Here is a 13,273-nt window from a genome sequence, read left to right as displayed (position 1 = left end):
CCAAACTTAAAACTTATAACTTATAACTTAGGACTTTTGTTGTCTCTCCCACTCCTCTGGATAAATTACAATGTTGACAAAGTTGTAAGGAGCCATGGGACCTGCATACATAAACTTTGTCCTCTCTTTATATTTTTCACTTAAATCATCCATGATATTATCGAATTCCTTTTCCCTTCCTTTATCTACCAAAAAGGCAGCATTCATAAACATATCATTAGTGATAGTCTTGTTGAGCCTGTAGTCAACAGATGTCTTTCTTAGAACATCTACAAATCTTTCTGTCTCCTTCTCCTTTTTCTTTACCAGAGCTTGCTCAACCATCTTACCAACTTCAATCTTTGCAACCACGGAATCACGGAATATCTCTCCGTGCCTCCACGGTACGTTCCGTGTCTCCGTGGTTCTTTCTTTTGCCTTCTTAATCTCTTTATTCTCTTCTACAATCTCTTTAAAAATCACATCCATATTTTTCCATATTCCTTTAACACCTAATTCTACCTTGTGGTCCATATCTCTTAATAGATTCTTAAATTCTCTGTGTCTTCTATCCAAAAGATTTCGTATCTCATCGGCGCTTGAAGCAATGGTGCAGAATCTGACCGGAAGAACTGTAAATTCCTTCATGACATCTTCTATGACCCTTTCGTGTGCCAGCATATTTTCTCTGTTCACCACATACCTGGTCATAGGGGAATTGCTAACGACCATACTTAAATCACTATAGCCAATGGTGGTGACCTCGTCTCCTCTACTTCCAATACCGATGGGACCGAAATTTCTCTCCTGTTTTGTGCCGATAATACAATAGATATATTTACCCCACACCTTTTAAACTCTCCTTAAGACATTGCTCTAATTCTTGGGATGTTTTACCTAATTGTTTCATATGCCCCTCACGCATCCTCGCATCTCTTTTTGAAAAAGGTGTGGGGTTTACCTTCTTTTTCCATCATTCTCTCATTTTTACTACAACAATTGCATTCTTATCAACGTCTTCTTCTTTAAAGGAGTATTTCTCTACCTCGCCTGTCTGTTCGGTAAATAGACAATATTCTAAAAGCAACTTATACGCTTTATTTACTTCATTAAATTCTTTATCCGAACCCAATAAATCTGGATTTCTATCGGGGTGGCACATTAAAGCCTGATTTCTGTATGCTTTTTCTATCTTGTCTTTGGTAATAACATCATTCAAACACAATCTTTTTCTTGCCCAATCTATTTCATCAAAACGGATCTTTTTAATCTCAGCAGTGTAAAAACTATATGTAGGTAATGGGCCAACACATCTAAAATCTATTTTTCCATTGTACAATTCATTTAGCTCATCCAACCTTCTCTCGAATTCAGTCTTTTTGTCTTTATCTATAAGAAAAGCAGTATTAAGAATCATTCGATCATCCATAAGATCGTGCTTTCTAAAGTCTATGCTGACATCTTTTAATGCTCCCTCCATCTCAAAAGCGATTTTCTCTCTTTTTTTATCTAAAACCTCTTTAACTCGTCTGCCAATCCTCATTTTATCTTCGATGGATAAACCTTCTGGTTTTGACATTAATTCTTCCCTAATCTCTTTAATCTCCTCTTCTTCGCCAATCTCTTTGATTACTGAATTCAGGTCATTCCATGTTGCCACCACATCAATCTCAATCTTGTTATCGATATTTCTGAATACATCCTTAAATATTGCGTATCCCTTCGATAAAATCTCCTTAACTTCTTCTATATTAAAGGCATAGGTGCCAAGTCTCATAGGAATGATAGTATAGAAATCCATAACCCTCTCGATTACTTGCTGATGACTGAGAAGGTATCTGGCAACTTGATCCTTAGGAAGAGCGGTATAATCTACAAATGGTGAATCGCTTACAACTGCAGAAATATCCTGATGAGGGATCGTGTACACCCCCACACCAGAATTAAACAATTTCTCTTTTGAAGCCTCTACAATGCCGTAAATATATTTACCTTCCAAATTAGCCTCCATATCAGTCTAATCCTTTTCGTTTTTAATATCCTCAAAAATTAATATCTTCAAAAACGCCTCTACTACTTTCGGGTCAAACTGTGTGCCTGCGTACCTTTTTAACTCCTCTATTGCTGATTCTTTTCCTGGAGTCTTACGGTAGGGTCTATCTGAGGTCATAGAATCGAATGCATCTGCAACCGATAGTATCTTCGCCTGTAGTGGTATCACATCTCCCTTAAGACCATCTGGATAACCTGTGCCGTTAAACCTTTCATGGTGACCCTTTATCCATGGTATTATATGACCCAACTGCTTTATAGGTAAAAGCAGTTCTGAACCTCTTATAGGATGTTTCTTGACAATCTCGTATTCATCGTCGGTCAGTTTTCCGGGTTTATCGAGGATAATATCGTATGTGCCAATCTTACCTATATCATGGAGAAGACCTGCTACCATTAAATTCTCAAGTTCTTGATTAGATAAGCCTATCTCTTTCCCTATCTGTACGGCATACTCTGCGACCTTGTCTGAATGTCCCTTTGTCCAGGGGCTCTTTGCATCTATCGCAGATGAGAGGCTCTTTATAGTCCCTAAGCAGAGTTCCTTAAGGTCTGATATGAGCCTTGCATTCTCTAATGCCACAGATATCTGGGAAGCCAACTTCTCCAAGGTTAAAAGATCTTCATGAGTAAAGGCAGATGTTTTTTTTGAACCAACGTTTAATACGCCTATGACCTCATTCTTTACAATTAGTGGGACTCTTATATGCGATAGAAATCCGCCCTCAATAAGCCTCTTATCCATAGGAAGGAGTTCCTTAATCTCCATAAGGTTGGCAACATACAGTGGTCTCCCCGTTTTTATAATCTCTGTTGCACTGGTATCTCCAAATGGCACAAATGCCCCTTTTGTAACAAAGGTTAGCCCAAAACCAGCCGCATAGATAAACCCTAACCTTTCCTTTTCTACAAGGTAAACAGTTATCCTGTCGCAGGGTATAACCTTCGAAATCATTACAGTAGCAGTCTCCAGAATCTCCTGTGGCTCCAGAGTCGAAAGGATGCTCTTATCTATCTCATGCATAATTTGGATGGTCTCTATCCTATGGGAGAGTTCCATTGTCTTCTCCATTGTCTCCATGAAGAGCATAGCATTCTGAAGTGATGTTGCTATCTGGTAGGAGATGCCGAGGACAATGGATTGGTCTTTATCACTGAAGGGAATCTTTATCTCTATCCTGTCTATCCATAATATCCCAATAACTTCCCGCCTGACTGTTATCGGCACAATCATAACAGACCGAAGCCCGAATGTCTCGGCTATCTCCTTAGGAAATAATTGGCTTTCATGGACATCTTTAATAATTACAGTTTCTCCCTTTATTATTTTATCAACCATAGGTATTTCCGTAGTAAGCTTTAGTTTTGCAAAATATGGCTTTAATTCTCTTGGCATCCCATAGCTATGGACCGAGACAAATGCCCTGTTCTCTTTGTCATAGAGAAAAACTGCACACCTATCTGCCTTTATAACCGTAGGGACTATCTGTGTCACCTTTTTAAATATCTCATCTCTATTGAGGGTTTTGCTTAAGACCTCTGCCACTTCAAGGAGCGCCCTGTTTATCTCAGCCTCAGCCTTTATCTTTTCCTCTGACTGCTTTGCTTCTGTTACATCTTCGAGGATGTGGATTGAAAAACGGTATTTCTTTTGCTTATCCATTACAGGATAGTATCGCATCCTGTATATTTTTTTTATTTCAGGTAGGAATACCTCTTCTTTCTGCTGTTGCAATTCTAATATCTCAATGCATTTCTTGAATGGTTTTTCCTTCCGCGGAAAGACTTCATAATAGGGTTTACCTAACATATCCTTAAAAGACATGCCCGCGAGCTCTGCATATGCACTGTTTGCTCTCATTATCCTGAATTCCTTATCATGTGTGAATAATGCAATTGGAATAGCATCTAATATTTCCTCCAGGTCTTTCTTAGCCCTTTCAATGTTTCCTATACTTTGATTAACCATTATTTACCCCGTTAGAAAGCCCCGCTATTTCTAACGGGGTTTACCTCTACCAGCTTCATGGCTTCTTCAAAATGCCGCATTAAAATCTTAAGTTCTGACTTCTGACTTCTGACTTCTGACTTCTGACTTACATACTCCCTTATCGCCAGCATGGATGCTTTACGGCAGATAAACGCAATATCCGAACCAACTTTATTTTCGGTGCGTCTCGCTAATTCCCTTAAATCAACATCTTTATCCAATGGTTTATCCTTTGTATGGATCTCAAAAATCTTGAGCCTGGTTTTCTCATCAGGGATAGGTAACTCGAGCAAAAGGTCAAACCTACCGCTCCTCAAAAGCGCAGGGTCTATCAAATCTATCCTGTTGGTTGCGGCTAAAACTACTACCCCTTTTAATTCCTCTATACCATCCATCTCTGCAAGAAACTGGCTTATAACTCGTTCTGTCACCTGTGAATCAGAGCCTCCTGAATCCCTTTTGGGAACAAGGCTGTCTATCTCATCAAAGAATAGGATTGTGGGTGATGCCTGCTTTGCCTTTTTAAAGACCTCTCGGATCCCCCGTTCGCTTTCCCCGACATACTTCGATATCAAACTCGGCCCTTTTACCGAGATAAAATTGACCCCGCTTTCATTGGCAACTGCCTTTGCTAATAAAGTCTTACCTGTGCCAGGCGCCCCATATAGAAGAATTCCTTTGGGTGGATTGGTATTTGCCTTTTTAAAAATATCAGAATGTTTCAAGGGCCATTCAATCGCCTCTTTTAATTCCTCTTTTATATCATCTAAACCACCTACATCATCCCACTTGACATCGGGTACCTCTACAAAAAACTCTCGTATAGCAGAGGGTTCAACCTCTTTCATTGCCTCTAAGAAATTATCCATAGTTACTTGAAGTCCCATGAGGGTTTCATAAGGAATATCCGCCAGTTCAAAATCGATCTCAGGTAAAATCTTTCTTAATGCCGACATGGCCGCCTCTCTAACTAATGCCTCAAGGTCAGCGCCTACAAATCCATGTGTGATATCTGCTAATTTTTCAAGGTTTACCCCGTTAGAAATCCCACTTCTAACGGGGTGAGCATCTTCTGACAGTGGCATCCCTCTTGTATGAATATGGAGTATCTCTAATCGGCCGTTTCTATCTGGGATAGGTATGGATATCTCTCTGTCAAATCTTCCTGGTCGCCTCAATGCAGGGTCTATGACATTAGGGATATTAGTTGCACCTATAACGATAACCTCACCCCTCGATTCTAATCCATCCATGAGGGCTAAGAGTTGAGCCACTACCCTCCGCTCAACCTGTTTTTCCCCACCCATCTCCTCTCGTTTAGGTGCAATCGCATCTATTTCATCTATAAAGATTATTGCAGGGGCATGTCTCTTGGCATCTTCAAATACGCTCCTCAAACGGGCTTCAGACTCTCCATAGAACTTCCCCATTATCTCGGGACCACTTATGTGGGTGAAATATGCCTCTGTTTCATTAGCAACAGCACGGGCAATCAAGGTCTTCCCGCAACCAGGAGGTCCATACAAAAATACCCCCTTCGGTGCATCAATACCCAACCTTTCAAAAACTTCAGGATATTTAAGGGGCAATTCTATCATCTCCCTGATCCTCTGTATCTGACTCTGGAGTCCACCTATATCCTCATAGGAAACCCATGTGCCTTTTATCTCCTGTGTTCCCTTTGTCTCCATCCTGATAAGGGTAGAGGGCTCGATTAATACGATTCCATCGGGAATTGTGTCTATTACCTTAAAATCACAGGGTCTTGAACCAAAAAGACTGGCTCTGACCCTGTCTCCTGTGGTCAAAGGAAGACCTTCGATAAGAGAGCCGATGTACTTAATATCTTTATCCTTTTTCAGGAGACCTGATACACTCAAGGGTGTTAGTGTGATCTTACCTGCTGGTCTTGCTTTTACCTTTTGAATCCTTACCTTTTCATCTATCCCGACCTGCGCATTTTCCCTTGTTATCCCATCTATCTGAATAATCCCTTTGCTCCTTTCTTCGGCATAGCATGGCATTACCTTGACTGGAGTTTGCCTTTTACCACTAATCTCGATAATCTCGCCTACTTCAACCCCTATTTTTTTCATATCTTCGGGGTCTATTCTGGCTATCGCCCTGCCAACATCCTTAGGTAAGGCTTCTTTTACTTTCAGAGTTAGGGTTGCGTCATCTTTCGTCATTTCTTAATCCCACCTTGCCAATAAAGCATAAAATCCGAAATTCGAAGTACGAAATTCGAAACAAATCCAAAATTCTAAATCCAAATTTCCAAAACATTATTTCATACTGCGCAGAATTGATCCAAAAATATTCATAAGTTCAGAGGCTTCTTGTACTAAATCCTTTCTTTCTGTTTCATAACCAGTATTGCCATTCGTATCTATCAAATTTAACCAGTATCGGCTCTCTTTCGCTTCCTTGCGGCAGATTTTGATTCTCATGACAAAGTCCTTTTTGCTTAATGATTCATTAGCTTCAATATAGTTCGCGCCTACTGATCCCGAGGCCTTGATAACCTGTCTCCCATCTTCAATGTTTGCTATTGTCTTTGGCAGTTTCCTTACAAAGGTTCTAACATTTGTTGCAAATTGGAGGGTGCGATCTTCCAGGTCATACTGTTTTGAATTTCCCATTTCGGTCATTCGAATTTGTTTCGTGCTTCGGGCTTCGGATTTCGAATTTATAATGTCTAAATCTTTATGTGTTTTCATAATACCCATTCACCCATTCACTAAAATAACAGCTCTTTAAAATTATTTAAGGCATCTATCCCTTTTATTTCGCTGGGCTGTAAAGGTATAATTGTCGTCTTTAAATCGGTGAATTTACTTCTTATCTCCTTGATATACCTCTCTTGCGTCTTTCTTCTTTCCTTACAAAAATTGCAATTGGTTGATTCCACAACATTATTAATAATCAACTGCTTTACCTTCATCTTGTATTGAGTCAGACTTTTTATCATCCGCTCTGTCTCCTTAATAGCCATATCCTCAGGGATTGTAATAACGATAAATTCACACCTTTCTTCATCTCTCAATAGTCCTTCTATCTTTTTAACCGTCTTTTTCAGATCAAAGAGAAAATCATCCACCTCATCTGGAATATATCTTCGAGCAAATCTCTCTTTAATATACCTGTACCTCCACCTTATCTTTGCCATAACCTTAATCCAGTCATCCAGCAGTTCTGGTATAGTTAAAAGTCTTAAGGCATGGCCTGTAGGAGCGGTATCTATAATATATTTGTCAAATCTTGCTTCCTCGATTAAGTCCACAATCGTTTTAAAACCCATTACCTCATCTATCCCTGGAATAGGTAAAGAAAAAACCTCTTCTATCTCTGTCCTATCAAGATAAGTGCTGGTATCAAGAAGTTTCTTTATCTCATCGCTATATTGCGACTTAAATTTAGAAAGAGCCTTCTCTGCATCTATCTCTATAGCACTTAATTTATCTACATCTTTTATTTGCTTTATCTCATTTCCTATTTCTTCCTCTATGCTGTCAGATAAAGAATGTGCTGGGTCAGTAGAAATAAGGAGGGTATTTTTATTCTTCTCTGCTAAATATAGCCCGACACTCGAAGCATAGGTAGTCTTTCCCACGCCTCCTTTTCCGCCAAATAGAATTAGCTTTAATGAGGGTTCTAAGAGTCCAGTTAATGCCATTTAACGTTCCGCCATCAGAATCTCCATCTTTCTGACGCCCCATTTGAGGGCTTCTTCTCTTGAATCAAAAAATATGTCAATATGGTGTCCTTTGACCTTACTGCCCCGGTCCACAACAGTTCCGATGCCATAGTCAGGGACATAGAGATTTGTCCTCTGCTTAAATATATCCCAGTCTGCCGCTATAGTGCCCTTAGAGGCAATTGTGCCTGTGGCAGTCAAGCCGTCCTGCCATTCAGGGACATTGATCGATCCACTGTCATTGGAGTAACCTGTTACCTTGACGGTAAATTTCTTTACTTGCTCGAAAGGCTCTATGATCTCTTTTATTCTGGAGATTTCTCCATTAAGCTTTTTCATATCCGTCCTCATGGCATCCAAATTCTTTTCAGTAAGCGCATAAGTCCCGAGACTGCCGATAAAAAAACCAAAAGTGAAGGTGGCGATTGCTTTTTTAAATTTCATTACAATGACCTACCTTTAAAAGTTTTTTGTATGAAGGATTGTCACTTTTTAATTCTAACTTCTAAGATGCCATTCTTGTAAGTATAAGAAAGTGTTTCTTTCTTGACCTGTACGGGTAGAAGGACCTCTTTGCGATACTGCCTGTTCTTGCCGGATGCTGAAATTTCTAATATATCCTCTTTCAAATCTACTGATATGCCATCCTCATAAACCCCAGGAATCTCAGCTATAACTACTACTTCATCTCTCTCATCAAACACATCTGTTAAGGGTTCTCTTTCTTCTACCACGACAGGTCCTTCGGGGGTCTTTTTGATATTACCGAATGTCTCAACAACTGGCTCTCCACCAACAGCAGTCTTGATAGAAAACCCATATACCCCTTTCATGCCTTCCTTCAGATGGCTTAGGTCAATCTCCCCTTCTTTCTTGATTTCGCCACCTGCTTCTTTCAATTCAGCCGCAAGGTCTAATAATTTCTCAATCCCTTTAAATAATCCTCCGAGACTGAGTTTTCCTATGCCAAAATCAATATCTAAGCCCTCTTCTTCCTTTTTCTTTTTTCCAGCCATCTTTCACCTCTTCAGTAACTCAATGACATCTTCTTCCATTTCTTTTCTTGAGAGGCTTCCTCCGTAACCTCTTCACGGTCAGCTTGCCGCCCCTTCTCCTCTAAAGCCTTTAATATCTCTATCTCTTTTTTTATATCCTCTAACCTTTTTTGGATTGCTGCCTTACGCTTCTCCAGTATAGCATCTTCTTTCTCTAATCGCTCCTTCTCTTTTTGGAGCATATATAAATCTAAATATGCAGAACTTGCTACCCTGGGGATAGAACGCTTGCCCCCGCTATGCATACTCTTGATATTCCGAAGACCACTGATATCACTTACGCCTCTTGGCATCTTTAATTCCTCCTGATCTATAATACCTAATATTCTAATAAAGGGGATTTCGTCCCTCGCAATGACAAAATAAAGGCCTTTTCGGGATGGTAACTTAATATTTTATCTTGCAGCCTTCCTTGCTGTAATAAGAATACTTTTTTTAGCACTTGCCCCAACAATCTTGAACTCAACAAGTTGACCTTCTTTAAGGTCTGCTGCTCGTCGAATATTGCCGGGAAGCTTTATTTTCCCATCTTTATCCACCTTTGAAAATGCCCTCATAAGAGTCATCGCCTAATCCTCCTTCAATGACTAACTATGTTTTTCCACCAATTCCTTAACAATCTCCTTCACCCTGGCTTGATTTGTCTTAGAGCCAACCCTGCTTGTCTCAGAGGCCAAGATATCCTGACATATCTGCATAAAGGCACCATTGGTACTTGCAGGAGTAATACCTTGAACCTTAAGTGTCTTTGCAATCATTATGCAACCGCGAATTGTAGGAGCAAATTCGCACTTCCCGGATTCTCTCACGCCCCTTACAATATTGACTATCTTCCCAGCGTCTTTCTGTGGCAGTTTGGATTTTGCCTTTGTTATTGCAACCTCTGTCTCATAGTCAAAATGGTCTAAGTCCATTGTTATCATCCTGTCACGAAGTGCATCCTGACTTCTATGGACACCGGCATATTCCTCAGGGTTACTCGTGAAAATAGCAGTGAAATTTGGGTCAACCCTTAAATATGGTTCCTCTCCTCTCCCTACAGGCAAGTCCATCATCTTTTCGCTCAGGATAGAAAGCAAAATATTGTTTGCCTCAGGTCTCGAACGGGTAAACTCATCATAAATTAGGCTAAAACCATATTTGCAGGCAACGGTCAAGCGGTTATCAACCCATCGTTTTATCATATCCTCTTCTAACTTTAGCACTCGTGACACAAAGCGGTCAACCACCTTTTTAAACCTGTAGCCATATTCACCACCGACCAAATCAGAGGTCGTGAATTCTTCGTCTCCATGAATCATCACCACCGGACGTCCTATTTTACTCGCAACATGCATAGCCAGAGTAGTCTTGCCAGTACCCGAGACTCCTCTGAAATGGACGGGGAATCCTGCTTTAATATAGGAAAGGGCTCTATTGGTAATATCCTTTATATATTTCGTCTCCACAAAATCGGGCAGAGGACTCGGTTCTAAAACTGTAGTCATCTCATCAATCATTTCTTTTTCACCTCCTCTAACTGTTTAAAACCATCTCGATTACCCCTTTACCTTTACAGATAAGGCAAGGAAGCTTGCTTTCAAAAGCACGCCCGCTTCCTTTACAATCCCCGCATACCTCAGTTTCTCCTCTGACCATGACCATTCCCTTACCATTACAAACTGTGCATGTGATTCGCACACCATAAGGATGGACGCCTGTTCCTAAGCAATAGGCACATTTTATTGCTGGTTCGCTTACTTCAACCTCACCTGTACCCCCACAAACCTGACAGGTAGCAAGTTCAGAGAGTAGATTGAAGGGATCTTTGCCTTTGCCTCTACAGAAGGCACAAATTACGATACTCATTTTCTCAACTTCCTCTCATATTCTCCGCTGCGCTCAGACCTGCCTTCAGCCTTGAAGGCCTCAGCCCGAAGGCATAGAGAGATTCTTCGGCTTCCCCTTCACTTTGTTCAGGGTCAGAATGACATAAGTCGAAGGAATAGCACCTCTATTTTCCTTTCTTTAGTGGGAAATACAGATTCTCCTCTTTCCTGACCTTACCTTCGTCTAATAGTTTCTTGGCTACTATACCCAATCTTGTTCGGGCGACTCCAAGGGGCCCTTCCATATCACCAACTTTCATCCCCTCCGGGTGTCTGTTAATAAATTCCAAAACCCTCTCTTCCAATTCTATCTCAGGAGGTACTTCCTCTTCAATTGCCTCTTTTACAGGTCTTACCCTTACCTCTGCCTCTACCTTTGGCACTACAGCCCTGCCCTTCCTTGCTCTTGCCATCGTTTTAGACATACCCTGCCATGCATTAGCCGCCTTTTTCATATCCGAGCTATATTCGCCTAAGAGTTTCTTGGTCTCACTGACAATACCTGCTACATATTTAGCCAGATCCTTCTTAAGTTCTTCGCTCATATCAGCGTGGGCATCAGAAAATTCCTTGAGTTTGTTCGCAACATAAGTCTCGATGTCCTTAATATCTCTTCGGATATCTCCCATCATATTCTTGAAACCCTTTAGCCTATCAGTTTCACCTTTCTCAAGGCTTTCCTTAAGATTGTCAGCCATTTCTTTGTGCGCCCTCTGGATACCTTTCATCGTATTCCCAACATTCTTAGTCAAGTCTGCTACAAAATCAGCTAAACGCGACGCCTGTTCTTTGCTCATTTTCTTCCTATCCGAAGCAAACCCTTTTAGGGTTTTTCTGGTATCGTGCACCAAAGCATCTAGCGCCTTTACCCTTACATCATAGGAAGCGATGATATTCTCTGTAATTTTCTTCATATCATCCGCTATTGCCATTTTAATCCCTCCTTTTCTTTTTGAATTCACCGAGCAGATGACGAACTTCTTTTTTCCTTTCCTCTTGATGAGCCAATCTTTCCTTATGTTGAGCTTTAAATTCTTTAAGCATTGATTTGAAGTCTTTTATCCGAAGTTCCCTGCCTTTAGATAAGAGTTCTCTAAGTCTTGATGTCAACACTTGCTGTTTTTCCTGAAACTCTTTTAGCTTTGAGGTTACTTCTTCTTTTCTCTTGTCCTGTTTAGCAACGATATCTTTAATCATCTCTTGGAATTCTTTGATCCTTTGATTTTCACCTCTGGCAAGGGAATCTTTGAACCTCCCTAATCTCTCTCTTAAAACCTGCGTCATCTCTTTTTGTTCATTGAGGTAACTGTTCAGCAAATTCCTTACCTCCTTTTCTCTCGCATCTTGAGTTGAAAGAATACCCTGCATCATATGGTCAAAGTCCTTTCTCCGTAGAGACTCATTTTTGGCAAGAATATCTCGTAACTGGGTATTGATTTTTTCTCTTTCTTGTCTTGTATTGAAGAGGGATTCTTGGAATTCACCAAGAATTAAGGGGGTGGCGTCAAAAATAGCTCCGATGTTTTTAACCCTAGCCTCGTAGGAGGTAACAATATCTTCAACGACATTCTTTAAATCTAAAACTTGTGACATCTTGCCCCTCATCTCTTCAGGAAAAAGACGGTGTCATGATCTTGCCGAATGAAGGAATTTCTTGGCGAATCATGCTATTGCAACCACGGAACCACGGAGACACGGAATTCTATGGTTCTAAGGATGACTCGGCAAGAATCCTTTTTTAACCCCGTTTAGAAATTATATTTCTAAGGGGGCAGGCCTAATCCTTAGGCTGCTGTGGCGGTCAGACCAATCGCTTCAGCATACTTCAGGTAGGTCTCGACTGATGCCGCTACCACTCTGGCCTCAACTGCGAGCAGTTCAATACCCACTAATGAGACTCTGACCCAGGCATCAATCACAACACCCTTGTCCAGAATTCTGTCAACCACTTCTACCAAGCTGGAAGATGCTATTGCTTTTTCTACTGCCATCTTTGTTCACCTCCTTTCGTCTCCCTGACTTTTCTTTGCCAGGGCACCCCTTACAATCTGCACAAATCTATTTAAATCAAAAGGCTTATCCATGAATCTATAGACCTTTAACTTTTTTGCTATTGATTTCACAGGAGGGCTACCATAGGCAGAGATCATTATTACTTTGAGAAAGGGTTTTATCCGACGAACCTCTTCAAGAACCTTTATGCCGTTTATATCGGGCAGTTTATAATCCAGGGTTATTAAGTCGTAATCTTTTGTTTTAATCTTTTCTATTGCCTGTTTCCCTTCGGATACCCTATCTATTCTGTAGCCTTCTTTTTTAAGGATAGAGGAAATTATGGTAGACATATTTTTATCATCCTCGACAACCAGTATCTTATAAGTCATTTTCTATACTATATATAATAGAGAATGCAATAGGTATGCCAGTTTAGACTCAAAAATGGGACGGTTCTATTTTCTTGACAGTGACAGTGAAGATAAAGGACATTAGATATAATAACTATCTAACGTCCTAAAAGATGATAGATTTATCATATGCCGAGGACAGCAAGCATAGCACCAAAGGAATATGTATATCACATTCTAACAAAGGGGAATAGCCGAGGAGAAAATAGAACCGTCCCATTTTTGGT

Annotated in this window: 16 protein-coding genes; all 16 read right to left on the bottom strand. The window is 40.5% G+C overall.

The window, feature by feature from the left end; all coding sequences use genetic code 11:
* Nucleotides 1–27 precede the first annotated feature (27 nt).
* The 16 genes from AB1488_11840 to AB1488_11765 all read right to left on the bottom strand — a co-directional run bounded on the left by AB1488_11840 (nucleotide 28) and on the right by AB1488_11765 (nucleotide 13,025).
* Nucleotides 28–828: a GvpL/GvpF family gas vesicle protein gene (locus AB1488_11840; GenBank protein ID MEW6410776.1), complete on the bottom strand. Its 801-nt coding sequence runs from the start codon at nucleotides 826–828 to the stop codon at nucleotides 28–30.
* Nucleotides 829–952: 124 nt separating this feature from the next.
* Nucleotides 953–1,978 carry a GvpL/GvpF family gas vesicle protein gene (locus AB1488_11835; protein MEW6410775.1) on the bottom strand — a complete coding sequence of 342 codons (1,026 nt, stop codon included), beginning with the start codon at nucleotides 1,976–1,978 and terminating at the stop codon, nucleotides 953–955.
* An 18-nt stretch (nucleotides 1,979–1,996) separates the two neighbouring features.
* Complete coding sequence (locus AB1488_11830; protein MEW6410774.1) at nucleotides 1,997–4,000, bottom strand: HD domain-containing phosphohydrolase; 2,004 nt, start codon at nucleotides 3,998–4,000, stop codon at nucleotides 1,997–1,999.
* An 11-nt stretch (nucleotides 4,001–4,011) separates the two neighbouring features.
* Entirely contained in the window at nucleotides 4,012–6,210 is a 2,199-nt protein-coding gene (locus AB1488_11825) for a CDC48 family AAA ATPase (GenBank protein ID MEW6410773.1), read from the bottom strand.
* Nucleotides 6,211–6,306: 96 nt separating this feature from the next.
* Nucleotides 6,307–6,741, bottom strand: a complete 435-nt coding sequence (locus AB1488_11820; GenBank protein MEW6410772.1) for a four helix bundle protein — start codon at nucleotides 6,739–6,741, stop codon at nucleotides 6,307–6,309.
* A gap of 20 nt (nucleotides 6,742–6,761) precedes the next feature.
* Complete coding sequence (locus tag AB1488_11815; GenBank protein MEW6410771.1) at nucleotides 6,762–7,697, bottom strand: ArsA family ATPase; 936 nt, start codon at nucleotides 7,695–7,697, stop codon at nucleotides 6,762–6,764.
* Nucleotides 7,698–8,162 carry a 3D domain-containing protein gene (locus AB1488_11810; GenBank protein ID MEW6410770.1) on the bottom strand — a complete coding sequence of 155 codons (465 nt, stop codon included), beginning with the start codon at nucleotides 8,160–8,162 and terminating at the stop codon, nucleotides 7,698–7,700.
* Nucleotides 8,163–8,203: 41 nt separating this feature from the next.
* Nucleotides 8,204–8,734 (bottom strand): archaeal heat shock protein Hsp20, encoded by a 531-nt coding sequence (hsp20, locus tag AB1488_11805; GenBank protein MEW6410769.1) that lies wholly within the window; start codon nucleotides 8,732–8,734, stop codon nucleotides 8,204–8,206.
* Nucleotides 8,735–8,745: 11 nt separating this feature from the next.
* The gene (locus AB1488_11800; GenBank protein MEW6410768.1) at nucleotides 8,746–9,066 is read right to left on the bottom strand and encodes a hypothetical protein; all 321 of its coding nucleotides are present in this window, start codon (nucleotides 9,064–9,066) and stop codon (nucleotides 8,746–8,748) included.
* A gap of 102 nt (nucleotides 9,067–9,168) precedes the next feature.
* Nucleotides 9,169–9,339 (bottom strand): hypothetical protein, encoded by a 171-nt coding sequence (locus tag AB1488_11795; GenBank protein MEW6410767.1) that lies wholly within the window; start codon nucleotides 9,337–9,339, stop codon nucleotides 9,169–9,171.
* A gap of 21 nt (nucleotides 9,340–9,360) precedes the next feature.
* Nucleotides 9,361–10,272, bottom strand: coding sequence for a gas vesicle protein GvpN (gene gvpN, locus AB1488_11790; protein ID MEW6410766.1), 912 nt, complete (start codon nucleotides 10,270–10,272; stop codon nucleotides 9,361–9,363).
* A gap of 16 nt (nucleotides 10,273–10,288) precedes the next feature.
* Nucleotides 10,289–10,621, bottom strand: coding sequence for a hypothetical protein (locus tag AB1488_11785; GenBank protein ID MEW6410765.1), 333 nt, complete (start codon nucleotides 10,619–10,621; stop codon nucleotides 10,289–10,291).
* 145 nt (nucleotides 10,622–10,766) lie between these two features.
* Nucleotides 10,767–11,573 carry a hypothetical protein gene (locus AB1488_11780; GenBank protein ID MEW6410764.1) on the bottom strand — a complete coding sequence of 269 codons (807 nt, stop codon included), beginning with the start codon at nucleotides 11,571–11,573 and terminating at the stop codon, nucleotides 10,767–10,769.
* Between the two features lies 1 nt (nucleotide 11,574).
* A complete protein-coding gene (locus AB1488_11775) occupies nucleotides 11,575–12,234 on the bottom strand; it encodes a hypothetical protein (GenBank protein ID MEW6410763.1) in 660 nt (219 codons plus the stop codon).
* A gap of 191 nt (nucleotides 12,235–12,425) precedes the next feature.
* The gene (gvpA, locus tag AB1488_11770; protein MEW6410762.1) at nucleotides 12,426–12,632 is read right to left on the bottom strand and encodes a gas vesicle structural protein GvpA; all 207 of its coding nucleotides are present in this window, start codon (nucleotides 12,630–12,632) and stop codon (nucleotides 12,426–12,428) included.
* A gap of 6 nt (nucleotides 12,633–12,638) precedes the next feature.
* Nucleotides 12,639–13,025, bottom strand: coding sequence for a response regulator (locus AB1488_11765; GenBank protein MEW6410761.1), 387 nt, complete (start codon nucleotides 13,023–13,025; stop codon nucleotides 12,639–12,641).
* Nucleotides 13,026–13,273 lie beyond the last annotated feature (248 nt).

This window comes from Nitrospirota bacterium (assembly GCA_040756155.1).
In the GTDB taxonomy this organism is placed as follows: domain Bacteria; phylum Nitrospirota; class Thermodesulfovibrionia; order JACRGW01; family JBFLZU01; genus JBFLZU01.
Note: the sequence above shows the minus strand (reverse complement) of the source record. Positions and strands in the feature narration are given on the sequence as shown.